Here is a 23,518-nt window from a genome sequence, read left to right on the forward strand (position 1 = left end):
TATGAGCGAATACCGCATCGAGCACGACTCCATGGGTGAGGTCCGGGTCCCCGCGGACGCCAAGTGGCGGGCGCAGACGCAGCGGGCGGTGGAGAACTTCCCGATCTCCGGGCAGCGGATCGAGCGGGCGCACATCGAGGCGCTGGCGCGGATCAAGGCGGCGGCGGCGAAGGTGAACGCCCGGCTGGGGGTCGTGGACAAGGACGTCGCGGAGGCCATCCAGGAGGCGGCCGCGGAGGTGGCCGAGGGGCGCTGGGACGAGCACTTCCCGGTGGACGTGTTCCAGACCGGGTCCGGGACCTCGTCCAACATGAACACCAACGAGGTCATCGCCACCCTCGCCAGTGAGCGGCTGGGCAGGGCCGTGCATCCCAACGACCACGTCAACGCCTCCCAGTCCTCCAACGACGTCTTCCCGTCCTCCATCCACATCGCGGCCACGGCCGCCGTCACCCGCGACCTGATCCCCGCCCTGTGGCACCTCGCCGCCTCCCTGACCCGCAAGGCCGAGGAGTTCGCCGACGTCGTGAAGTCGGGGCGGACGCATCTGATGGACGCCACCCCGGTGACGCTGGGTCAGGAGTTCGCGGGGTATGCGGCGCAGGTGCGGTACGGCGCCGAGCGGCTGGAGGCCTCGCTGCCGAGGCTGGCCGAACTGCCGCTGGGCGGCACGGCGGTCGGCACCGGCATCAACACCCCGCCGGGGTTCTCCGCCGCCGTCATCGAGGAGGTGGCCCGGACCACGGGGCTGCCGCTGACCGAGGCCCGCGACCACTTCGAGGCGCAGGGTGCCCGGGACGGGATCGTGGAGACCAGCGGGCAGTTGCGGACGATCGCGGTGTCGCTGACGAAGATCGCCAACGATCTGCGGTGGATGTCCTCGGGACCGCGCACCGGGCTCGCCGAGATCGCCCTGCCCGACCTCCAGCCGGGCTCCTCGATCATGCCGGGCAAGGTCAACCCGGTCATCCCCGAGGCCACTCTGATGGTCGCCGCGCAGGTCATCGGCAACGACGCGACGATCGCCACCGCGGGCGCGGCCGGCAACTTCGAGCTGAACGTCATGCTCCCGGTCATCGCGAAGAACGTGCTGGAGTCCGTCCGGCTGCTCGCGAACGTCTCGCGGCTGCTCGCCGACCGCACCGTCGACGGGATCACCGCGAACCGCGAACGCGCCCGCGAGTACGCCGAGTCGTCGCCGTCCGTCGTCACCCCGCTCAACAAGTACATCGGGTACGAGGAGGCCGCGAAGGTCGCCAAGAAGGCGCTGGCGCAGCGGAAGACGATCCGGCAGGTGGTGCTCGAGAGCGGGTACGTGGAGCGCGGCGACCTCACCGTGGAGCAACTCGACGAGGCGCTGGACGTCCTGCGTATGACACGGCCGTAACCGGCCGTTCCGCACGTGTGAACCGTGACGCGTACCGCAGCGTCGTATGACAGTGACACCTAATATCTGTTCATGGCAGACGACGGAGCGGTGAGAGAAGTGGAAGCGGGCGGATCGACGGCCTTCTGGGCGCCCGGGAGCCGGATCCTGTGGCGGTACCGGGAGAACGCCGGCGACCGCTTCCACATCGCGCGCCCCGTCACCGTCGTCCGCGACGACGAGGACGTGCTCGCCGTCTGGCTGGCCCCCGGCACCGAGTGTGTGAAGCCGGTCCTCGCCGACGGCACTCCCGTGCACCTGGAGCCGCTGGAGACCCGTTACACCAGGCCGCGCGCCGTGCAGCGCGACCGCTGGTTCGGCACCGGGGTGCTGAAGCTGGCGCGGCCCGGCGAGCCCTGGTCGGTGTGGCTGTTCTGGGAGCCGGGCTGGCGGTTCAAGAACTGGTACGTGAACCTGGAGCAGCCGCTGGCGCGCTGGGACGGCGGGGTCGACTCCGAGGATCACTTCCTGGACATCTCCGTGCAGCCGGACCGCAGTTGGCACTGGCGCGACGAGGACGAGTTCGCGCAGGCCCAGCGGGACGGCCTGATGGACGCCCGGCTCGCCGAACGGGTGCGTGCGGCGGGGCGGGACGCGGTGGAGGTGATCCGCGCCTGGGGCCCGCCGTTCTCGGACGGCTGGCAGCACTGGCGCCCGGATCCGTCCTGGTCCGTCCCCGTCCTCCCGGACGACTGGGATCGCATGCCCGCGCACCTGTCCTCATGAGACCCTTGATGCGCCCCCGGGCAAGAAACGTAGGATCGTCCTCCGCAAGGGCGCGCGGCGGCAACTCCCGGGGCGCGCAACGGGCCTGACCACATGTCACCGAGGGGCGGCACGACGTGAGCGAGGGGTACGAGCGCACCACCCGTGCGGGCCGCGGCCGGTCCGCAGGTGGCACAGGAACAACCTCTGACCACGCGGGAAATCCGTTCCCCGGACACGTATTCCGGGTATCGGCCTTCCTGCGGGACGAACTGCAGCGGCGCACGCGGATCGCGCGGCGCGCAGCCCCGGACGGATGGATGCGACACGCGTGACGGAGCAGCCGACCTCCTTCGAGCGCCCCCGGAAGGGCGCCGACCCCGTGGATCCCCGCGGGGCGCTCCTGCGTACCCCGGGGCCGCAGCGCAGCACGCCCGGCGGCACCGGGTTACCCCAGGCACAGGCCCGCGGCGCCGGTGAGACGCCCTCGGGCCCGCCGGTGACCCCCGCCCCCGAGGGCACCGGTCCCGGAACCGGCCCGGCGGGCGGCCCCGGCCCGGAGCACTCCCAGCCGCCCGCCGACGGACCCGTGGCGGTACCTCCCGCGCGGACGAAGCCGAGCGTGGGCGACCACCGGCCGCGTCCCGCCCCGGAGGCCATACCGGCCCAGCCGAGCCTGGAGCAGGACCGCCGCACCGGCCAGGGCCTGCCGCCCGGCCGGCCCACTCCCATGCGCCGGGACGGCGACCGGCTGCGCTTCGTGGGCGCCGCGACCCGGCGGATCGCCCGCGGCATCGACCTGGACGAGATCGTGATGGGGCTGTGCCGGGCGACCGTGCCGACCTTCTCCGACGCGATCCTCGTCTACCTGCGCGACCCGCTGCCGGTCGGCGACGAGCGGCCCACCGGCCCGGTGGTGCTGCGGCTGCGCCGCACCGACCGGATCCCGGAGGAGCGGGACACCGAGGGCGGTTTCCTGCCCGTCTTCCAGCCGGAGCCGTCGGAGCTGTCGGCGCTCACCGCCGAACTGTGCGAGGTACGCCCCGGTGGCGCCCTCAACGAGGTGCTGCGCGGTGTCCGCCCGGTCTTCGCCGACGCGCCGGCCGCCCGCGCCGCGCTGCCCGAACTGCTCGGCGAGGAGGGCGAATCGATCATTCCGAACGGCCAGCGGGCCATTCTGGCACCGCTGCGCGGCCGCCGCCGGGTGATCGGCGCCGCGGTCTTCCTGCGCCGCCCGGAGCGGATCGCCTTCGAGGCCGACGACCTCCTCGTCGCCGCCCAGCTCGCCACGCACAGCGCGCTCGGCATCGACAAGGCGGTGCTGTACGGCCGTGAGGCGTACATCGCCGACGAGCTGCAGCGGACCATGCTGCCGGAGACGCTGCCGCAGCCGACCGGTGTGCGGCTCGCCTCCCGGTACCTGCCCGCCGCCGAGACCGCCCGGGTGGGCGGCGACTGGTACGACGCGATCCCGCTGCCCGGCAGCCGCGTGGCCCTCGTCGTGGGTGACGTCATGGGGCACTCCATGACGTCCGCCGCGATCATGGGCCAGCTGCGGACGACGGCGCAGACCCTCGCCGGTCTGGATCTGCCGCCGCAGGAGGTGCTGCACCACCTCGACGAACAGGCCCAGCGGCTGGGCACCGACCGCATGGCGACCTGCCTCTACGCCGTCTACGACCCGGTCTCGCACCGCATCACCATCGCCAACGCCGGCCATCCGCCGCCCGTGCTGCTGCACCTGGGCGGACGCGCCGAGGTGCTGCGGGTGCCGGCGGGCGCGCCGATCGGCGTGGGCGGCGTCGACTTCGAGGCCGTGGAGCTGGACGCGCCCGCCGGGGCGACGCTGCTGCTCTACACCGACGGCCTGGTCGAGTCCCGGCTGCGGGACGTGTGGACCGGCATAGAGCAGCTGCGCGAGAAGCTCGCCGCGACCGCGCAGCTGACCGGGCCGGACCATCCGCCGCCGCTGGAGGCGCTGTGCGACGAGGTGCTGGACATGCTCGGCCCGGGCGACCGGGACGACGACATCGCCCTGCTCGCCGCCCGGTTCGACGGGATCGCGCCGAGCGATGTGGCGTACTGGTTCCTGGAGCCGGAGGACGCGGCGCCCGGCCGTGCCCGGCGGCTGGCCCGGCGGGCGCTCGCGCGGTGGGGTCTGGAGGAGCTGACCGACTCGGTCGAGCTGCTGGTCAGTGAGGTCGTCACCAACGCGGTGCGGTACGCCTCGCGGCCGGTCACGTTGCGGCTGCTGCGGACGGACGTGCTGCGCTGCGAGGTCGGCGACGACGTGCCGCAGTTGCCGCGGCTGCGGCAGGCCCGGGCCACCGACGAGGGCGGGCGCGGGCTGTATCTGGTGAACCGGATGGCCCGGCGGTGGGGGGCCACCCGGCTCAGCACCGGGAAGGTCGTCTGGTTCGAGCTGAACCGGACGTAGCGCGCACCCGCCGTGACGGTTTCCTCCGTACGGCGGGTGCGGTGTCCCTACTCGTCCTCTTCCGGTTCGAACGGGTTCTCCGGGAGGGTGCCGCCCGTCGGGGGCGCCGTCGTCGGGGTCTGGCTCGGGGTCTGTGTCGGGGTTTGCGAGGGGGTCTGGGACGGGGTCTGGCTCGGCGTCTGCGACGGGCTCTCCGACGTGGACGGGGACGACGAGGGTTCCTCCGTCGTCGGTTCCTCGGTCGGGGTCTCGGTGACCGTCGGGGTCCAGGTGGGCCGGACCGCGGCGCCCTGGGTGGTGTCCAGGTCGAACTCGGTGACCTTGCCCATCGCGCCGAAGGTGTACTGCGCCCAGATCCGCGCCGGGAAGCCGCCGCCGTCGACGCGCGGCTCGCCGCCCGCCTTGTACATCGGGACCTGCCGGTGCGGGGGCTTGTCGTCCTCGCCGAACACGCCGACGGAGGTGACCAGGTTCGGGGTGTAGCCGGTGAACCAGGCGGACTTGTTGTCGTCGGACGTGCCGGTCTTGCCGGCGACCTGCTGGCCGCCGCGCTCGGGGTTGTCGCGTACCGACCGCTGGGCCGTGCCGTCGTCGACGACGCCGGTGAGGACCGAGGTGACGGTGTCGGCGGCCTCGCGGCTGATGACCTGCTCGCCGACCGGGTCGGGCAGCTCGACGGTGACGTCCTTGTGCTCGGCGGAGGCGAGCAGGGTCGGGGTGACCTGCTCGCCGTGGTTGGCGAGGGTGGCGTAGGCGCCGGCCATCTCCAGCGGGCTCGCGCCCATCGAGCCGAGGGTCTGGGCCGGTACGGCGTCCAGGCCCTCGGTGTCCATGCCGAGGTCGCCCGCGGTGTCCAGCACCTGTTCCATGCCGACGTCCACGCCCATCTGCGCGAAGACGGAATTGACGGACTTGTTCATGGCCGTCTGCACGGTGATGTCGCCGTAGTCGGCCTGGTCCTCGTTCTCCGGGGCGAAGCCGACCGGGGTGCCGTTGTCCACGACCGGGCGCTTGTTGTCGCCGTCGTAGACGGTGTCGGCGTTGATCGGGGTGCCGTCCTGGGTGGTGGCGCCCTCTTCCAGGGCGGCGGCCAGGATCAGCGGCTTGAAGGTGGAGGCGGGCTGGTAGTCGTCGCGGGTGGCGTTGTTGGTGTAGTGCTCGACGTAGTCGACACCGCCGTACATCGCGAGGACCTTGCCGGTCTTCGGGGCGACGGAGGCGGCGCCCGCCTGGACGTCCGCGTCGACCTTGCGTTCCTTCGGGTCCAGCTTGCTGGTGAGCTGGACCTTGACGGACTTCTCCAGCTGCTTCTGCTTCTTGCGGTCGATGTTGACCGTGATGGTCCAGCCGCCGCGCTTGATCTTGGTCAGGGCCTCCTCCATGTCGGCGGCGGAGCCCTGGTCGACCAGTTGCCGGGCGAGTTCCTGGTTGGCCGCGTCGACGATGTAGCCGTTCTGGCCTTCCATGCCGGGGGCGGCCTTGGGGTCCTCCGGCACGGGGAACTTCATGCCGGCCCGCTTGCCGGCGTCCAGCCAGCCCTCCTCGACCATGTTGTCGAGGACGTAGTCCCAGCGTTCCCGGACCAGCTTGCGGCCGGTGTCGGAGGCGATCGTCCAGTCGTAGGAGTTGGGGGCCTGGAGCAACGCGGCGAGGTAGGCGCCCTGTTCGATGTCGAGGTCGGCGGCGTCGACGCCGTAGTAGGACTGGGCGGCGGCCTGGATGCCGTAGGCGTCGCGGCCGTAGAAGCTGGTGTTCATGTAGCCCGCGAGGATGTCGTCCTTGGACATCCGGCGGTCCACCTTCAGGGAGATGATCAGCTCCTTGAGCTTGCGGCTGACCGTCTGTTCCTGGGTGAGGTAGTAGTTCTTGACGTACTGCTGGGTGATCGTGGAGCCGCCCTGCTTGCCCTTGCCGGACAGGGTGTTGAGGACACCTCGGGCGGTGCCCTTCAGGTCGACGCCGGAGTCGCTGTAGAAGGACTTGTTCTCGGCGGCCACGAAGGCGTTCCGGACGCCCTTGGGGACCTCGGAGAGGTCGACGACCTCCCGGTTGAGGCCCTTGCGGGCGAGGGTGCTGCCGTCGCTGTACTTGTAGACGTTGCCCTGCTCCTTGGCGAGGGCGTTCCCCTGCGGGATGTCGATCACCAGGTACAGCACGATGAACGCGCCGATGCCCAGCAGGCACACCCCGAGGAACGTGCCGAGGATCTTCTTCCAGGTGAACAGCCGGCGTATGCCGCTCTTGCCGGCCGCGCCCGACGAACGGCGGCGCCGGGGCGCCGCGCGGCGGCCACCGCGCTGTCGCGCTCGTCTCTCTTCCGCTCGTCCCATGACTCCGTCTGCTCCGCTTCGCTCTCGTTGGTCACACAAGTTCGCGTGGCTCAGGTCAGCTTCGAAAGCTAACACTCCTCTATGTGGCCAAGTCGGCCTGTTTCGGTCTTTTCCTGACGTGACAATCAGCACCTGTCTCTACGGAACCGACGCCCGAGAGGTGGCCGAGGTTGCCGTGACGGGGTAATCTGATATCACTTAGCTAGATCAGAGTCAGCACGAACCGGGGGGACCATCCATGTCCGCACACGCCACCGCGACCACCGCCGACGTACCCGAGATGCCCGAGCCGCGCGTCCGGGAGTTCACCGCGCACAGCATCGGCGGCGGACTCGCCCTGCTCCTCGGCCTGGTCGGCCTGCTGGCCGGCATCGCCATGGTCGTCGCCGCCACCGCCGTCACGGCGACCGGGGCGAAGGCCGCGCTGATAGTCGTCGGCATCCTGGTCGGCGTCTCCGCGTTCGTCGCCATGTGCGGGCTGAACATGGTGGCGCCGGGCGAGGCCCGGGTGGTCCAGCTCTTCGGGCGGTACCGGGGCACGATCCGGCAGGACGGCCTGCGCTGGGTGAACCCGCTCACGTCCCGCACCAAGATCTCGACGCGGGTGCGGAACCACGAGACCGCCGTTCTGAAGGTCAACGACGCCTACGGCAACCCGATCGAGCTGGCCGCGGTGGTGGTCTGGAAGGTCGAGGACACCGCGCAGGCCACGTTCGAGGTGGACGACTACATCGAGTTCGTCTCCACCCAGACCGAGGCGGCCGTCCGGCACATCGCCATCGAGTACCCGTACGACGCCCACGACGAGGGCGGCCTCTCGCTGCGCGGCAACGCCGAGGAGATCACCGAGAAGCTGGCGATCGAACTGCACGCGCGCGTGGAGGCGGCCGGCGTGCAGATCATCGAGTCCCGCTTCACGCACCTCGCCTACGCGCCCGAGATCGCCTCCGCGATGCTCCAGCGGCAGCAGGCCGGCGCGGTGGTCGCGGCACGGCGGCAGATCGTGGACGGCGCGGTCGGCATGGTCGAGGCGGCGCTGGACCGGATCGCCGAGCGGGACATCGTGGAACTGGACTCCGAACGGAAGGCGGCGATGGTGTCCAACCTGATGGTGGTGCTGTGCGGGGACCGCTCCGCGCAGCCGGTCCTCAACACCGGAACGCTCTACCAGTGACGGACTCTCCGGAGGAGCCCACTCCCCGGCGGCGGCCGCAGCAGCAGCGCAAGCAGGTGCTGCTGCGGCTCGATCCGCTGGTGTACGAGGCACTGGCCCGCTGGGCGAGCGACGAGCTGCGCTCGGCGAACGCGCAGATCGAGTTCCTGCTGCGGCGGGCGCTCGGGGAGGCCGGGCGGCTGCCCGGCGAGGCGGGTCCGATCCCGCGCCGGGGCCGGCCGCCGAAGGGGCCGACGAGCGACGAGGACCACCGAGGACCGGACTGAACACTCGGCGTATACACGCGACGTATACATGGTGTGTAGAGTGGCGCCATGTCCATCGGTCACACCCTTCTCGGCCTGCTGGAGTCCGGCCCCCGCCACGGCTACGACCTCAAGCGGGCCTTCGACGCGAAATTCGGTCAGGACCGGCCGCTGCACTACGGCCAGGTCTACTCGACGATGTCCCGCCTGCTGAAGAACGGGCTCGTCGAAGTCGACGGCATCGAGCCCGGCGGCGGCCCCGAGCGCAAGCGGTACGCGATCACCGACGCCGGGATCACCGACGTCGAACAGTGGCTCGCGACACCGGAGAAGCCCGAGCCGTACCTCCAGTCGACGCTCTACACCAAGGTCGTCCTCGCGCTCCTCACCCACCGGAACGCGGCCGACATCCTCGACACCCAGCGCGCCGAACACCTGCGCATGATGCGGATCCTCACCGACCGCAAGCGCAAGGGCGACCTCGCCGACCAGCTGATCTGCGACCACGCGCTGTTCCACCTCGAGGCCGACCTGCGCTGGCTGGAGCTGACCGCCGCCCGCCTCCACAAGCTGGCCGAGGCGGTGGTCGCCCAGTGAACGCCCCCGCCGGTGCCCTGCTCGTGGCCGAGGGGCTGCGCAAGACGTACGGGCCGACCACGGCGCTCGACGGCGCCGACTTCTCCATCCACCCGGGCGAGGTCGTCGCCGTCATGGGCCCCTCCGGGTCCGGCAAGTCGACGCTGCTGCACTGCCTCGCCGGGATCGTGACGCCCGACGAGGGGTCGATCCGGTACGCCGGGCGCGAGATGGCCGGGATGAGCGACAGCGAACGCAGTGCGCTGCGGCGCAGCGAGTTCGGGTTCGTGTTCCAGTTCGGGCAGCTGGTGCCGGAGCTGAGCTGTGTCGAGAACGTGGCGCTGCCGCTGCGGCTGGGCGGCACGCCCCGCAAGGCCGCCGAGCGCACGGCACGCGAGTGGATGGCCCGCCTGGAGGTCGACGACATCGCGGGCAAGCGCCCCGGCGAGGTCTCCGGCGGGCAGGGACAACGCGTCGCCGTCGCCCGGGCGTTGGTGACCGGACCCCGGATGCTGTTCGCCGACGAGCCGACCGGCGCGCTCGACTCCCTCAACGGGGAGCGGGTGATGGAGCTGCTGACGGACGCGGCCCGGTCGACCAACGCGGCGGTCGTGCTGGTCACGCACGAGGCGCGGGTCGCCGCCTACTCCGACCGCGAGATCGTCGTACGGGACGGCCGGTCGCGGGACATGGAGCGGATCGTATGAATCTGCGGCACTGGTCCAGGGACCTGGGCCTGGGGTTCCGGTTCGCCTTCGCCGGCGGGCGGGAGGGATGGATCCGCACCCTGCTGACCGCCGTCGGCGTCGGCCTGGGCGTGGCGCTGCTGCTGCTCACCACCGCGATCCCGAACGCGCTGGCCGTGCGCGACGAGCGGGGCAACGCCCGGTCCGACCTCCTGATCAACCAGACGGAGCCGAAGAAGAGCGACGGCACCGTCCTGATCGCCAACAGCGACACGGCCTTCCGCGGCGAGGACATACGAGGGCGGGTGCTGGAGCCCGAGGGGCCGCGCGCCCCGCTGCCGCCGGGCGTGGCCGAGTTCCCCGGCGTGGACGAGATGGTGGTGTCCCCCGCACTCGAGCGGCTGCTGGAGTCCGGCGAGGGCGAGCTGCTGCGGGAGCGGCTGCCGCAGCGGATCGTCGGCACCATCGGGGAGAGCGGGCTGATCGGCTCGGCCGAACTCGCCTACTACGCGGGCGGTGAGGGGCTCGCGGCACGGCTCGACAACGGGGTGTCGCGCCTGGACCGGTTCGGTGATCCGCTTCCGGGGCGGGAGCGGATGGACCCGGTACTGCTCCTGCTGCTCCTGGTCGTCGTGGTGGTGCTGCTGATGCCGGTCGGCGTCTTCGTCGCGACCGCCGTACGGTTCGGCGGCGAACGCCGCGACCGGCGGCTGGCGGCGCTGCGGCTGGTCGGCTCCGACAGCCGGATGACCCGGCGGGTCGCCGCGGGCGAGGCGATGGCGGGGGCCGCGCTGGGCCTCGTCTTCGGCACCGGGTTCTTCCTGCTCGGCCGGCAGTGGGCCGGGACGGTGGAGGTGTTCGGGTTCAGCGCGTTCCCGAGCTACCTGGACCCCTCGCCGCTGCTGGCGGTGCTGGTCGCCGTCGCGGTCCTGGCCGCGGCCGTGCTGGTCACCCAGGTCGCGCTGCGCGGTGTGGTGATCGAGCCCCTCGGCGTGGTGCGCACCACCCGGCCCGCGCGGCGCCGCCTGTGGTGGCGGCTGCTGCTGCCGCTGGCCGGCCTCGGCATGCTCTACCCGATGGTCGGCAACGGCCGCGAGGAGGGCGACTTCAACCAGTACCTGGTCACCGGCGGTGTGCTGTTCCTGCTGGTCGGTATCACCGCGCTGCTGCCGTGGATCGTCGAGGCGGTCGTCGCCCGGCTCGGCGCGGGTGCCGTCTCCTGGCAGCTCGCCGTGCGCCGGCTCCAGCTGAGCAGCGGCACCGCGGCCCGCATGGTCAACGGCATCGCGGTGGCGGTGGCCGGGGCGATCGCGCTGCAGATGCTGTTCGCGGGCGTCGAGGACGACTACACCGAGAGCACCGGCAAGGACCTCACCCGCGCCCAGATGCAGGTCGACGTGCCGGACGGGATGCCGTTCGACACGGTCAAGGCCCGCTTCGAGTCGACCGAGGGCGTGCGGCGGGTCTTCGGTTTCTCCGAGGGGTACGCCGGCGACCGGGGCACGGGAGCCGACCGGTACGCCCAGGTCACCGTCGGCGACTGCGCGTCCCTGCGCGAGCTGGCGGAGCTACCCTCCTGCCGCGACGGCGACTCCTTCGTCGTGCGGGGCGGCGAGTACGACACGGACACAGCCATGATGGTGAAGCAGGGACGATCGCTCTGGTTCGACGCCGACCGCGAGGGGAAGAAGCCGGTCGCCTGGCCCGTGCCCGCGGACATCAAGGAGGCCCGCTCGGTCCCGGACCCCACGGGCGTACGGCGCGGCGGCGTCCTGATGACGCCGAGCGCGCTGCCCGAGGAGGCCGCCGCCGGTGTGTCCGGCCGGCTCTACCTGGGGCTGGACGAGTCCGTGCCGGACGCGCGCGAGCACGTACGGAACACGGCGGCGCTGGTCGACCCGCTCAGCCAGCCGTCGACCTGGTTCGCCAGCGAGCAGAACAACCGCTTCACCAACATCCGCACCGGACTGCTCGTCGGCGCCGCCTGTGTGCTGGCGCTGATCGGGGCGAGCCTGCTCGTCTCCCAGCTGGAGCAGTTGCGCGAACGCCGCAAGCTGCTGTCGTCGCTGGTCGCCTTCGGCACCCGGCGCCGCACACTGACCCTGTCGGTGCTGTGGCAGACGGCGGTCCCGATCACCCTCGGCCTCGCCCTGGCCTGCGTGGTGGGGCTGACGCTGGGCGCGGTGCTGCTGCGGATGACGGACACCTCGGTACGCGTGGACTGGTCGAGCGTCCTGGCGATGACCGGCATCGGCGCGGGCGTCGTCCTCGCCGTCACCCTGCTCAGCCTGCCCCCGCTGCTGCGCCTGATGCGCCCGGACGGCCTGCGCACCGAGTGACCGCGGGTCAGGCCCCCGCCTCCAGCACCCGCACCGGCAGTGGCCGCAGCGCCTCGCGCAGCGCGGCCGCCAGCTCGGTGTACTCGCCGCCGCGCGCCGCCCCCGCCCGCATCGCCAGGGCGATCCGCCGGGTGGGGGCGGGGTCGGCGAAGTAGCCGGTGAGCAGCTGGTTGCTGCGGCTGGTCTCGACCTTGAGCGCGGTGCGCGGCAGCAGGGTGCAGCCGAGGCCGCCGGCGACCAGCTGGACGAGGGTGGACAGACCGGCGGCGGTGGTGGTCACCGGCGCGTCCTCGCGGCCCGCCTCCCGGCAGATGTCGAGGGCCTGGTCGCGCAGGCAGTGCCCTTCGTCGAGGAGCAGCAGGTTCAGCTCCTTCAGCGCCTCGCGCGGGATGCCCTCCCGGCCGCCGAGCCAGTGGTCGAGCGGGGTGACGAGCACGAAGTCCTCGTCGAACAGGGGGAGTTCGACGACGCCGGGCACCCCGAGTGGCACGGCGAGCAGCAGCAGGTCGAGGCGGCCGGTGGTGAGCCCGTCGAGCAGGTTGGCGGTCTGCTCCTCGTGGACCTGGAGGTCGAGGTCGGGGTAGCGCTCGTGGACCAGCCGCAGCACGGTCGGCAGCAGGTACGGCGCGACCGTGGGGATCACCCCGAGCCGCAGCGCCCCGGTGAACGGCGCCCGTACCGCCTCGGCCTCCTCCATCAGCGCGCCCACCTCGTCCAGCACGGCCTTCGCGCGCACCGCGAGCCGCTCACCGGCGGGCGAGAGCAGCACCTTGCGGGTCGTACGCTCGAGAAGGGTCACCCCCAGCACCTCCTCCAGCGAGGAGACGGCGCCGGAGAGGGCGGGCTGGCTCATGCCGATGGCCGCGGCGGCGTCCCGGAAATGCAGATGCTCGGCGACGGCGGCGAAGGCCCTGAGCTGGGCGAGGCTGGGCTGGCGGCGTTTGCCGGGATGACCCACGTTACTGACAGTCACTAATAGCTACCTCCGATCAACACGACCGAGTGTAGCTATTTCACTAATCAATGCGTGCTGTGCCACGATCGGTCACGTCCAACCCATGGGAAACACCTGTCAAAAGCGGGTGTTTCTTCGCTGCGCTGCAAGGAGAGCTAGTGCTCACTGTCGGTGACAAGTTCCCCGAGTTCGAACTGACCGCCTGTGTCTCGCTGGAGAAGGGCAAGGAGTTCGAGACGATCGACCACAAGACCTACGAGGGCAAGTGGAAGGTCATCTTCGCCTGGCCCAAGGACTTCACCTTCGTGTGCCCGACCGAGATCGCCGCGTTCGGCAAGCTGAACGACGAGTTCGCCGACCGTGACGCCCAGGTCCTCGGCTTCTCCGGCGACTCCGAGTTCGTCCACCACGCCTGGCGCAAGGACCACGACGACCTGCGCGACCTGCCGTTCCCGATGATGGCCGACTCCAAGCACGAGCTGATGCGCGACCTCGGCATCGAGGGCGAGGACGGCTTCGCCAAGCGTGCGGTCTTCATCGTCGACCAGAACAACGAGATCCAGTTCTCCATGGTGACCGCCGGCTCCGTCGGCCGTAACCCCAAGGAGGTCCTGCGGGTCCTGGACGCCCTGCAGACCGACGAGCTGTGCCCCTGCAACTGGAGCAAGGGCGACGAGACGCTGGACCCGGTCAAGCTGCTGGCGGGTGAGTGACCCCATGTCGCTCGACTCCCTCAAGTCCCGCATACCGGACTACGCCAAGGACCTGAAGCTCAACCTGGGCTCGGTCATCGGCAACTCCGACCTCCCCGCCCAGCAGCTCTGGGGCACCGTGCTGGCGACCGCCATCGCCTCGCGCTCCCCGATCGTGCTGCGTGAGCTGGAGCCGGAGGCGAAGGCGAACCTCACGCCGGAGGCGTACACCGCGGCCAAGTCCGCGGCGGCCGTCATGGCGATGAACAACGTCTTCTACCGCACCCGCCACCTGCTGTCCGACCACGAGTACGGCAACCTGCGCGCCGGCCTGCGGATGAACGTCATCGGCAACCCCGGTGTCGACAAGGTCGACTTCGAGCTGTGGTCGTTCGCCGTGTCCGCCATCAACGGCTGCGGCATGTGCCTGGACTCGCACGAGCAGGTGCTGCGCAAGGCGGGCATCGACCGCGAGGTCGTCCAGGAGGCGTTCAAGATCGCTTCCGTGATCCAGGCGGTCGGCGTCACCCTCGACGCCGAGGCGGTCCTCGCCGAGTGATCCGCCGCTGACGCCCGAAGGCCCCGTCCACCCTCCCCTGGTGGCCGGGGCCTTCGTCGTTCGCGGGCGCTTGCCGGGCGGTCCTCAGGCGTTCGCCTGCGGCGGCGGGGCCGGGGACGCGTCCGTCGACGTGGCGCCGTGCGGCGCCGGGGAGTTCCGCAGCGCGGCCTCCTGCGAGTAGGCCCGCAGATAGCCGACGACCGTGTTCGACACGGCCACGAGCGGTACGGCCACCACGGCGCCGCCGATCCCGGCCACCATGCCGCCCGCCGCGACGGACAGCACCACGGCGAGCGGATGCACCCGCACGGCCCGGCCCAGGATGAACGGCTGGAGGATGTGCCCCTCGATCTGCTGCACCGCCAGCACCACCACCAGCGTCATCACCGCGGTGAACACACCCTGCGTCACCAGCGCGACGACCACCGCCAGCGCCCCGGAGATCACGGCGCCGACCAGCGGGATGAACGCGAACAGGAAGATGAACACCGCCAGCGGCACGGCCATCGGCACATCGAGGAAGTAGATGCCCAGGCCGATGAAGATGGCGTCGATCAGCGCGACTATCACCGTGCCGCGCACATACGCGGTCAGCGTCCGCCAGGCCCGCGGCCCGGCGCCCGCCACGCCCGGCCGGGCGGCGGCCGGGACCAGCTTCAGCGTCCACTCCCAGATGCGCCGGCCGTCGTAGAGCAGGAACAGCGTCGAGAAGACCGCGAGCAGGATGCCGGTCAGCGTCTCCACGACGACCGTCACACCCTCCAGGCCCGCGGAGGTGATCTGGTCGGTGTTCGCGCCGATCGCCTCGCGCAGGTTCTCGGCGATGTCGTTGATCTGCTTGTCCGTGACGTGGAACGGGCTGTCCAGCAGCCACCGGCGCAGCTCGTCGATGCCGTCCTGGACCTGGTCGGAGAGATTGCCGATGTTCTCCATGACCTGCCAGGTCACGAACCAGCCGACCAGGCCCATCACCACGAACCCGAGGAGCGCGGTCAGCGCGGTGGCCAGCCCGCGCGGCACCCCCCGGCGCATCAGCCGGGCCACGGTCGGCTGGAGCAGCGCGGTGATCAGCAGCGCGGCGACGAACGCCAGCACCACCAGCTGTACGGCGCTGATGACCCGCATCAGCACCCACACCGTGCCGGCCAGCACCAGCAGCCGCCAGCCGGCCTCGGCGGCGACCCGGACACCCCACGGCACGGCCTGCGCCGGGTCGGGGCGGGCGGCCACGGCCGGGGCGTACCCCGGAGGCGCCGGCACCTGGGCGGGCGGCTCGGGCGGTTCGGGCGACCGGCCCTCGTCCTCCGGGGGCTCCTTCTCCGCCTCGGCGCGGCGTTCCTCCCACTGCCTGCCCACGCGGTTCAGCCCGGCTCCCAACCGGCCGAGCCACCCTGGCACTCGCGACATGTTCCGTCCCTCTCCCCCGTCGCCCACCACTCCTCCCTGGAGTCGTTCCGTCCGACCGTACATGGCGAAAGCCCCTCACCGTGGACGGTGAGGGGCTTCGCGAGGACCAGCGGGCGGTACGCCTCGTACCTGTGTCGGGTACGGCCTAGTACCAGTGGTTGGCCTGCCAGAACGACCAGGCGCCGCAGGGGCTGCCGTAGCGCTCGTTCATGTAGTTCAGGCCCCACTTGATCTGGGTGGCCGGGTTGGTCTGCCAGTCGGCGCCGGCGGAGGCCATCTTGGTCCCGGGCAGCGCCTGGAAGAGACCGTAGGCACCGGAGGAGGGGTTCACGGCCCGGTAGTTCCAGTCGGACTCGTGGTCCACGATGTTGCTGAAGCACTGGAACTGGTCGCCCGGCACCATCTGCGCGGCCATCGACTGGATCTGCGCGATGGAGTACGAGCTCTGGACGGCGAAGGTCGAGGCGTCGGCGCGGGCGGCGTCGCGGCTGGCCTTCTGCTCGGCCTCCTCGCGCTCCTTGGCCTCTTCGGCTTCCTTGGCCTCCTGAGCGGCCTTCTCGGCCTGCTCCTTCTTCGCGATCGCGGTCTCGGCGGCCTGCTTGCGGGCCGCTTCCTCGGCGTCCTTCTTCGCGGTCGCGTCCGCCGCGATGGCCTGCACGTTGGCCTGCTGCGTCAGGGACGCGGTCTGCACCTGGGCCTGCTGGCCCGCGGGTATGTCCGCGAGGAGCGTCAGGTCGGCTGCCGCCGCCTCGGCGTCGTTGTTCTGCGCGGTGCTGCCCGAGGCAACGCCGACGACGCTTCCGACAGCGGTGACCGCGGTGGCCGAGGCCACTGCGAATCCCCGGACCGAAATCCGGCTCACACGGTTTCCTTCCAGCATCGCCCGCTTCGGTGACCCTGGCGGACGCAATCGTGCCCCTGGCACTGGCCTCCCCAACTACGGGGTCACGGGAGGCGCGGGCCCGGTGGGCAACTCCCTCGCGGGGAGCGCCGCATGGTGCTCGGGCGGCATACGACGGTGCTATGGAGTTAGCGGTGGTGCTGAAGTCGTTCCGTACCGCTGGGGGTACAGGTGTGTCGCATGCGGGGCCTGACAGGAGTGAGACTCTGCCGCAAGGCGACGCCGCAAGGCAATTCCGAGTTGCGTGTGAAAGCTCACATCCCGTTTGAGCCTGGGGATTTCATCGTTCCCCCACACACGACGGCGCCGCCCGGCTAGGCTCTTCGCCTTTCCGGACGGCACCAACTACCGCGTAACGCCTGTGAAGTTGCGCAGAGCGGTCAGACCGGCCAGGCCGGTCAGACCGGTCAGATCTGCCCGTCCTCCAGCATTTCGGTCACAAGCGCGGCGATCTGGGACCTCTCGGACCGGGTCAGGGTGACATGCGCGAACAGCGGATGCCCCTTCAGCTTCTCCACGACGGCGACGACACCGTCGTAGCGCCCGACCCTGAGGTTGTCCCGCTGGGCCACGTCATGCGTGAGCACCACCCGGGAATTGGCCCCGATCCGGGACAGAACGGTCAGCAGGACGTTCCGTTCCAGCGACTGCGCCTCGTCCACGATCACGAACGCGTCGTGCAGCGAACGCCCGCGGATGTGGGTGAGCGGCAGCACCTCCAGCATGCCGCGCGCGGTGACCTCCTCGATGACCTCACGGCTGGTGACCGCCGACAGGGTGTCGAAGACGGCCTGCGCCCAAGGGCTCATCTTCTCCGCCTCGGTGCCGGGCAGATAGCCGAGCTCCTGCCCGCCCACCGCGTACAGCGGCCGGAAGACCATCACCTTCTGGTGCTGACGCCGCTCCAGCACCGCCTCCAGACCCGCGCACAGCGCCAGCGCCGACTTGCCCGTGCCGGCCCGGCCGCCCATGGAGACGATGCCGACGTCCGGGTCGAGGAGCAGATCGAGCGCGATCCGCTGCTCGGCGCTGCGGCCCTTGATGCCGAACGCCTCCCGGTCGCCGCGCACCAGCCGGACATCGCCCTCCGCGGTGACCCGGCCGAGGGCCCGGCCGCGCTCGGAGTGGATGGTCAGACCGGTGTGGACGGGCAGGCCGGCCGCCTCGGGGACGTGGACGTGCCCTTCCTCGAAGAGGATGTCCACCTGCTCGGCGGGCAGGGTCAGTTCGGACATCCCGGTCCAGCCGGAGGAGTCCGTGATGGCGAGCTCCGCGCGGTACTCCTCGGCCAGGAGCCCGACGGAGGAGGCCTTGATCCGCAGCGGCAGGTCCTTCGACACGACGGTGACGTCGAACCCCTCGGCCTGCAGGTTGCGGGCGACCGCGAGGATGCGGGAGTCGTTGTCCCCCAGGCGGTAGCCGGTGGGCAGCACGCTGGGGTCCGAGTGGTTGAGCTCGACACGGAGGGTCCCGCCCAGGTCACCGGTCGGGATGGGGGCGTCCAGACGGCCGTACCGCACCCGGTAGTCGTCGAGCAGGCGCAGGGCCTGCCGGGCGAAGTACCCGAGTTCGGGATGGTGCCGCTTGGCCTCCAGCTCCGTGACCACGACGACGGGGAGCACGACCTCGTGCTCGTCGAAGCGGCTCAGGGCGTTCGGGTCGGCCAGCAGGACGCTGGTGTCGAGAACATAGGTGCGCCGGTCTGGCTTTCGGCGCTGTGCGCTGGTCACCACGGAAGGACGTACCCCCTCGGATGAGGTCGGGGAGCGACGGGGTGGAAGCTGGGCCGGGAGGGCGGGGGGAACCAGGCCGGTCGTCGGCCTCGATGCACGGGCCGGAAACCGGCCCTCCACTGCTTCTCCCGTGCCAGTGACCGCACGGTCGGGCTCGTGCAAAGGGCCTCCCGGGCGGACGGCTCCGTGCCGTCCGCTGAGATCCGACACCCGTGGTTCGGGTGTCGACCTGTCTGGTCTATGCCCTCGAACAAGCGCTGCCATGCCACGGCATATGACGGCGCGCCGGTGAACTCCACGTGACATGCGCCGTCTTGCACCGTTTCACCCCAGTGAGACGGGGTACCCGTACGCCCTCTTGGGGGACGTTGTGTGTCAGCCGCCGTAACGGCGGTGGCGTGCCGCGTAGTCGCGCAGGGCACGCAGGAAGTCGACCTTGCGGAAGGCCGGCCAGAAGACCTCGCAGAAGTAGTACTCCGAGTGGGCCGTCTGCCACAGCATGAATCCGGACAGCCGCTGTTCGCCGCTGGTGCGGATCACCAGGTCCGGGTCCGGCTGGGCGCCGGTGTAGAGGTGCCGGCCGATCATGTCGACGTCGACGGCCTCGGCCAGGTCCTCGATCGAGGTGCCCTTGTCGGCCGCGTCGTGCAGCATCGAGCGGACCGCGTCGGCGATCTCCTGCCGGCCGCCGTAGCCGATGGCGACGTTTACGAGTATCCCGTCGATCCGGGCGGTGGCCTCCTCGGCCTCCTTCAAGGTGGTCTGCATGCCGGACGGCAGCAGGTCCGGGGTGCCCACGTGGTGCACCCGCCAGCGGCCGTCGGCGGCCAGGGTGCGCACGACGTCCTCGATGATGCCGAGGAGCGGGCCCAGCTCCTCCTGCGGCCGGTCGAAGTTGTCCGTCGACAGCAGCCAGAGGGTGACGACCTCGACGTCCGTCTCGCTGCACCAGCCGAGGAACTCCTCGATCTTCTCGGCGCCGGCCCGGTGGCCGTGCACGGTGCTGGAGCCCGCCGCCTTCGCCCAGCGGCGGTTGCCGTCCATGATCACGCCGATGTGCTTGGGCACCTGAGCGTGGTCCAGGTGACCTTCCACCCGGCGTGCGTAGAGCCTGACCAGCAGGCCGCGCAGCTTGTCGCGCAGGTTCACGTGATTGTCAGCCCCTCCGTACTGGTCGGACAGAGAACGGTGTCGCCGGCAGCGGCTCGCCACCGCCGAGAGCGAGCCCGGTGCACCCCTGTCCGTATGGCGGTCCCCCGGGGCGAAGCCTACCCCCGCGGCGGCAATGCCTCATTCCAGGCCGGGGACGGGGCGCGGGAATCCGGGCCTCCACCGGCAAAGAAAACGGGCCGGTCCGTGGGGGGGAGACGGACCGGCCCGAGGGGGGGTTTCCACCATAACCCTTCGTGAGGGATGTCGCGCACATCAGCGCGCCACAACTACTCTCCGAAGTTGCCCGGCGACGCGGCGCTGGCACCGGAAAGCCCGGTCCACAGGCGGCTCATGGCCGGTTCACAGCACCCGGCGCGCACCCGCCGGGCATCCCCCGTGCGGGCTACAACAGCACACAGGCACGAGCTTGACGCGGGCGGCGAGGCGGGCGACAGCGCCGGACGGGGAGCCGCACCGGGCGGGAAGACAAAGGTCGGACACGGCACCGCGCAGCCCCCTCCACCACGCGGTGCCGTCCCGCGCGGCTTTGCTCACGCGAATTACCTTGGTCTGAACTTACGTGAGGCGTGTGGGCGAAACGAGCCACTTCCGATAACAATGTGAGAACACTGTGAATAAAAGTGCTGGTGGGGGTGGTGGGAGCGGCGGGGGTGGTGGGGGCGGTGAGCCTGGTGTGACAGCACGGCCTGGCGGCAGCGCACGCCTGCGCCTGCGCCTGGTGGCTCTGGGCTCTGTCGTTTGGATCAGCCCGGCTGTGAGGGACGGTGCGTCCCGGCCGAGTCGAGCGGGGTCTGGTGCGTGCAGCTGCAAGGCGGAGGAGGGAGTCGACGCGGCGCGTCGGCGACTGACGACAACGCGGCAGATGTGCGTGCCAGACCCCGCGACGCCGGGATGATCCAAACGACAGGGCCTAGGCGGGCTTCCGGGCGACGAACAGATGCCGGGCGCTGTGGGCGACGAAGGCCCCCTCGGCCTGGATCCGCTCATGCAGCTCACGGAGCTGCGGCTCGTACGCCTCGACGGTGAAGCCGGGCACCATCCACACCACCTTCCGCAGGAAGTGAACGACCGCGGCGACGTCGTGGAACTCCATCCGCAGCCGCTCCGCCCGCAGCTCCACCACCTCCAGCCCCGCCGCCTCCGCGTCGGCCCGCTCCCCCTCCGGGTCCCGGCCCCGGCGCACCTCCTCCGGCTGCGGCCCGAGGAAGAACTCGACGAGCTCGAAGACGCTGCTCGGCCCGACGTGCTGGGCGAAGTACACGCCGCCGGGCTCCAGCACCCGGGCGATCTCGTCCCAGTGCGGCCGTACGGGGTGCCGGCTGACGACCAGATCGAAGGCGCCGTCCGCGAAGGGCAGCGGCGCGTCCTCGTGCGCGGCGACCACGGGCACGCCGCGCGGGCGCAGCAGCGCGGTGGCCTTGGCGACGTTGGGCGGCCAGCCCTCGGTGGCGACGGCGAGGGCCGGAGCGGATCCGGCCCGGCCCAGCGCGAAGTCCAGGACCTCCCCTCCCCCGGTCTGGACGTCCAGTACGGCACTCGCGGCGGCGAGCCGCCCGGCCAGCGACTCGGCGTACCGCCAGGAGGGCCGCGCCTCGGTGGCCCGGCCCTCGAACCAGGAGAAGTCCCAGCCCTCGGTGGGCACGGCGGCGCCTTCGGCGACGAGTTCTTCGAAGGTGCGGGGGTGCGTCTGGTGCATCTCTCGATGGTGGCAGGCGGTTCGGCGTGCGGGCGGATCGGGATTCTGTGCGGAGGTGATCGGTACGGAGGTGATTCGGTGCGTAGGTGATTCCGTACGGAGGTGACTGCCTGCGTATGCCATCCCTGGGCTCAGGACAGCAGGGGCCGCACCTGCTGTGCCGCGAACCGCACGAAGCCCTCGGGGTCGGGTTCGTCGGCCGTCGGCTGGAGTACGACGGTGTCGGCACCGGCGTCCGCGAGCCGCCGCACCGCGTCGGCGACCTCGGCGGCGTCCCCCGCGACCCCGAGACCGGGAACGTCGGCCAGCCCCTCGGCGACGAGCTCGGCGCGCAGCCGGTCGGAGGCGTCGGCGCCGGTGGCGGTGAGCAGATAGACGACGACGTGATGCGGCTCGCTCCGCCCGGCCGACGCCTGCCCCTCCCCGATGAGCCGCCGCGCCCGTCGTACGCCGTCCGGAGGAGTCGCCGCGGTGAGGATGGTGCCGTCGGCCGCCTCCCCCGACAGCCGCAGCGAGCGCGGTCCGGTGACGCCGGCGAGCACGTCGACCGGGGCGTGCGGGGGCCAGTCGAGGGCGACGTCGTCCAGCTTCACGTACCGGCCCTCGGTGCTGACGCGCTCCCCGCGCAGCAGGGCCCGCAGCGCGGCCAGATACTCCCGCAGCAAAGTCACCGGCGACTCGGCGCGCGCCCCGACCTGCCCCATCCAGTCCTGGACGCCGTGCCCGACGCCGACGAGGGCACGGCCCGGGAACATCCGGTGCAGGGAGGCGGCCTCCATGGCGGTGACCGCGACGTTGCGCAACGGCACGGGCAGCAGCCCCACGCCCACTGTGATCCGCTCGGTCCAGGCGAGCGCGGCGGCGGCCGTGGAGATCCCGCCCTCCAGGAAGCAGTCCTCCCACAGCCACAGCTCGTCGAGACCGGTGTCGTCGGCGAGACGCGCGAGGGCGCGCAGTCGCTCGGGCGGGAGTTGCGGACGGAAGACAACGCCGAGTCCAGTCATGGGACCACCTAACGGCGCACGGGATCACGGGACAACCGGTTTACGCGGAAGCCCTGGGGGCCGTCCCCCGCACCTCGTATCGAAGCAGGACCACCCCGTTGCCGAACGTACGGCTCTCCAGAAGCCGCAGGTCGGTCAGCGAGGAGGACTCGGGGAACATGGGCGTGCCGCCCCCGACGAGCACGGGGTTGACGTAAATGCGGAACTCGTCGACCAGCCCATGCCGGAGGAACGCCTCCGCGGCCTTTCCGCCACTGAGCACCAGGTCACCGCCGGGCTGCTCCTTGAGCGCACGCACCTCCTCCGGCACGACGTCCCGTACGACGGTGGTGTTCCACCCGACGTCCGCGTCCCGCAACGTGCGCGAGTACACGATCTTCGGCATGTCCCGCCAGATCCCCGCGAACTCCGCCATCGTCGCGTCGACCTCGGGATCCTGATCGGCCGTCGGCCAGAACTCGGCCATCATCTCGTACACGACCCGCCCACTGAGGAAGCCCCCCATCCCGCGGAGCGTGTCATTCATGTGCTGGTGAAGCTCTTCGTCGACACGATGCCAGCTGATGTCGCGGCCGGGACCTTCCATGTATCCGTCGAGCGACGTCGCCACCTGAAGCAGAAGTCTGCGCATGATGACAGTCTGATCCACCGGAACGTGCCAATACGGGAGGTGACCCGCAATGCGTCGGCGGTGGTACGACGGCCAGGGGACTCTGGTAATACCTGGGGTCGGGGCTGGAACCGGGACTGGGACCGGGGCGGAACTACGAATCCCCCTTGAGATCGCAACGTCCTACCGGGCCCGCACAAAAGGCCTGCTGGGCCGGGACACGATCGAGGGCGCCCTCCTCCTCTCCCCCGCCGGCAGCATCCACACCATCGGCATGCGCATCCCCATCGACGTGGCCTACCTCGACCGACATCTCAAGGTCCTGGCCGTACGCACCATGCACCCGGGCCGCCTGGGCCTGCCTCGCTTGCGGGCTCGGCATGTGCTGGAGGCGGGGGCGGGAGCGATGGCGGGGTGGGGGTTGAGCGCAGGGGTGGTGGTGAGGATCGTAGCTGCTCGGGGACAGGGAGGGAGCGGGGGAGCCGATGGGTGACGTCACGCCCCGCCTGGAGCCCGTGCGTGCGCGACCGGGACCCACAGTCGTACGTCGCGGCTGGCCGCCGCGGCATAGATGAGGCCGTAGAACTGTTTGCCCCCAACGTCAGCCGGGTCGGGCTGTCAAGGACATAGTGCTCGGTGAGGTTCAACGCGATGGCTCCGCATCCGCGAGCGCGGCTCGGTACGCGGCGGTCGCATCCCTCATCCTGCGCCGCATCTCTGCGGACTCCTCCTCGGAGACGTTGTGTCCGAGCCTCTCGGAGAGCAGAGCGCGAACACGCTCAGCCCGTTCCTTGATCTGCTCGGGGGTGAGAGTCTGAGCGGCTATCTCTTGCATGAGCTTCTCGCTGTGTGGCAGAGGGGCTACGGGCG

20 protein-coding genes are annotated in these 23,518 nt (G+C 71.0%); 11 read left to right on the top strand and 9 right to left on the bottom strand.

Features of this window, described 5'->3' with window-relative positions:
- The first annotated feature begins 1 nt into the window (after position 1).
- From AMK31_RS10880 to AMK31_RS10890, 3 genes are all read left to right on the top strand, one after another.
- Positions 2–1,387, top strand: coding sequence for a class II fumarate hydratase (locus tag AMK31_RS10880; protein ID WP_073940249.1), 1,386 nt, complete (start codon positions 2–4; stop codon positions 1,385–1,387).
- 72 nt (positions 1,388–1,459) lie between these two features.
- Positions 1,460–2,152, top strand: a complete 693-nt coding sequence (gene fomD, locus AMK31_RS10885) for a cytidylyl-2-hydroxypropylphosphonate hydrolase (protein WP_198948468.1) — start codon at positions 1,460–1,462, stop codon at positions 2,150–2,152.
- Between the two features lie 295 nt (positions 2,153–2,447).
- Positions 2,448–4,568 carry an ATP-binding SpoIIE family protein phosphatase gene (locus tag AMK31_RS10890; RefSeq protein WP_198948469.1) on the top strand — a complete coding sequence of 707 codons (2,121 nt, stop codon included), beginning with the start codon at positions 2,448–2,450 and terminating at the stop codon, positions 4,566–4,568.
- 47 nt (positions 4,569–4,615) lie between these two features.
- Here the strand turns inward: AMK31_RS10890 and AMK31_RS10895 are convergent, their stop codons facing one another.
- Positions 4,616–6,898 carry a transglycosylase domain-containing protein gene (locus tag AMK31_RS10895; protein WP_073940252.1) on the bottom strand — a complete coding sequence of 761 codons (2,283 nt, stop codon included), beginning with the start codon at positions 6,896–6,898 and terminating at the stop codon, positions 4,616–4,618.
- Positions 6,899–7,136: 238 nt separating this feature from the next.
- On the opposite strand from AMK31_RS10895, the gene AMK31_RS10900 reads away from it, so the two are divergent.
- From AMK31_RS10900 to AMK31_RS10920, 5 genes are read left to right on the top strand one after another with little or no spacing between them, the layout of a single operon-like run.
- Positions 7,137–8,072 (top strand): SPFH domain-containing protein, encoded by a 936-nt coding sequence (locus AMK31_RS10900; protein WP_073940253.1) that lies wholly within the window; start codon positions 7,137–7,139, stop codon positions 8,070–8,072.
- Positions 8,069–8,338, top strand: coding sequence for a hypothetical protein (locus tag AMK31_RS10905; protein ID WP_079186800.1), 270 nt, complete (start codon positions 8,069–8,071; stop codon positions 8,336–8,338). Before AMK31_RS10900 ends, AMK31_RS10905 begins: the two co-directional genes overlap by 4 nt.
- Positions 8,339–8,386: 48 nt before the next feature.
- Positions 8,387–8,914 carry a PadR family transcriptional regulator gene (locus tag AMK31_RS10910; protein ID WP_073940255.1) on the top strand — a complete coding sequence of 176 codons (528 nt, stop codon included), beginning with the start codon at positions 8,387–8,389 and terminating at the stop codon, positions 8,912–8,914.
- Positions 8,911–9,600 (top strand): ABC transporter ATP-binding protein, encoded by a 690-nt coding sequence (locus AMK31_RS10915; RefSeq protein WP_073940256.1) that lies wholly within the window; start codon positions 8,911–8,913, stop codon positions 9,598–9,600. Before AMK31_RS10910 ends, AMK31_RS10915 begins: the two co-directional genes overlap by 4 nt.
- Positions 9,597–11,918: an ABC transporter permease gene (locus AMK31_RS10920; RefSeq protein ID WP_073940257.1), complete on the top strand. Its 2,322-nt coding sequence runs from the start codon at positions 9,597–9,599 to the stop codon at positions 11,916–11,918. The genes AMK31_RS10915 and AMK31_RS10920 overlap by 4 nt, the downstream gene beginning before the upstream one ends.
- A gap of 7 nt (positions 11,919–11,925) precedes the next feature.
- Here AMK31_RS10920 and AMK31_RS10925 read toward each other — a convergent pair whose 3' ends face one another.
- Positions 11,926–12,891 carry a LysR substrate-binding domain-containing protein gene (locus AMK31_RS10925; protein ID WP_073940258.1) on the bottom strand — a complete coding sequence of 322 codons (966 nt, stop codon included), beginning with the start codon at positions 12,889–12,891 and terminating at the stop codon, positions 11,926–11,928.
- A 140-nt stretch (positions 12,892–13,031) separates the two neighbouring features.
- Between AMK31_RS10925 and AMK31_RS10930 the strand changes: the two genes are divergently transcribed.
- Together AMK31_RS10930 and AMK31_RS10935 are read left to right on the top strand one after the other, a co-directional pair.
- Complete coding sequence (locus tag AMK31_RS10930) at positions 13,032–13,586, top strand: peroxiredoxin (protein WP_073940259.1); 555 nt, start codon at positions 13,032–13,034, stop codon at positions 13,584–13,586.
- A gap of 4 nt (positions 13,587–13,590) precedes the next feature.
- Positions 13,591–14,124, top strand: a complete 534-nt coding sequence (locus AMK31_RS10935) for an alkyl hydroperoxide reductase (protein WP_073940260.1) — start codon at positions 13,591–13,593, stop codon at positions 14,122–14,124.
- Between the two features lie 84 nt (positions 14,125–14,208).
- Here the strand turns inward: AMK31_RS10935 and AMK31_RS10940 are convergent, their stop codons facing one another.
- From AMK31_RS10940 to AMK31_RS10970, 7 genes are all read right to left on the bottom strand, one after another.
- A complete protein-coding gene (locus tag AMK31_RS10940; RefSeq protein WP_073940261.1) occupies positions 14,209–15,531 on the bottom strand; it encodes an AI-2E family transporter in 1,323 nt (440 codons plus the stop codon).
- Positions 15,532–15,676: 145 nt separating this feature from the next.
- Positions 15,677–16,393, bottom strand: a complete 717-nt coding sequence (locus AMK31_RS10945) for a transglycosylase SLT domain-containing protein (protein ID WP_073940262.1) — start codon at positions 16,391–16,393, stop codon at positions 15,677–15,679.
- A 446-nt stretch (positions 16,394–16,839) separates the two neighbouring features.
- On the bottom strand, positions 16,840–18,165 hold the full coding sequence (locus tag AMK31_RS10950) for a PhoH family protein (protein WP_073940263.1): 1,326 nt from the start codon (positions 18,163–18,165) through the stop codon (positions 16,840–16,842).
- Between the two features lie 375 nt (positions 18,166–18,540).
- Positions 18,541–19,314, bottom strand: coding sequence for an isoprenyl transferase (locus AMK31_RS10955; protein WP_073940264.1), 774 nt, complete (start codon positions 19,312–19,314; stop codon positions 18,541–18,543).
- Between the two features lie 934 nt (positions 19,315–20,248).
- Entirely contained in the window at positions 20,249–21,034 is a 786-nt protein-coding gene (locus tag AMK31_RS10960) for a class I SAM-dependent methyltransferase (RefSeq protein ID WP_073940265.1), read from the bottom strand.
- A gap of 131 nt (positions 21,035–21,165) precedes the next feature.
- Positions 21,166–22,038 (bottom strand): LLM class flavin-dependent oxidoreductase, encoded by an 873-nt coding sequence (locus tag AMK31_RS10965; protein ID WP_073940266.1) that lies wholly within the window; start codon positions 22,036–22,038, stop codon positions 21,166–21,168.
- 40 nt (positions 22,039–22,078) lie between these two features.
- Complete coding sequence (locus AMK31_RS10970; protein ID WP_073940748.1) at positions 22,079–22,669, bottom strand: dihydrofolate reductase family protein; 591 nt, start codon at positions 22,667–22,669, stop codon at positions 22,079–22,081.
- A 49-nt stretch (positions 22,670–22,718) separates the two neighbouring features.
- Between AMK31_RS10970 and AMK31_RS10975 the strand changes: the two genes are divergently transcribed.
- Positions 22,719–23,141 carry a DUF192 domain-containing protein gene (locus AMK31_RS10975; protein ID WP_073940267.1) on the top strand — a complete coding sequence of 141 codons (423 nt, stop codon included), beginning with the start codon at positions 22,719–22,721 and terminating at the stop codon, positions 23,139–23,141.
- Positions 23,142–23,518: the final 377 nt, after the last annotated feature.

Origin of the sequence: Streptomyces sp. TSRI0107, from assembly GCF_001905845.1 — a bacterium.
Taxonomy (GTDB): Bacteria; Actinomycetota; Actinomycetes; order Streptomycetales; family Streptomycetaceae; genus Streptomyces.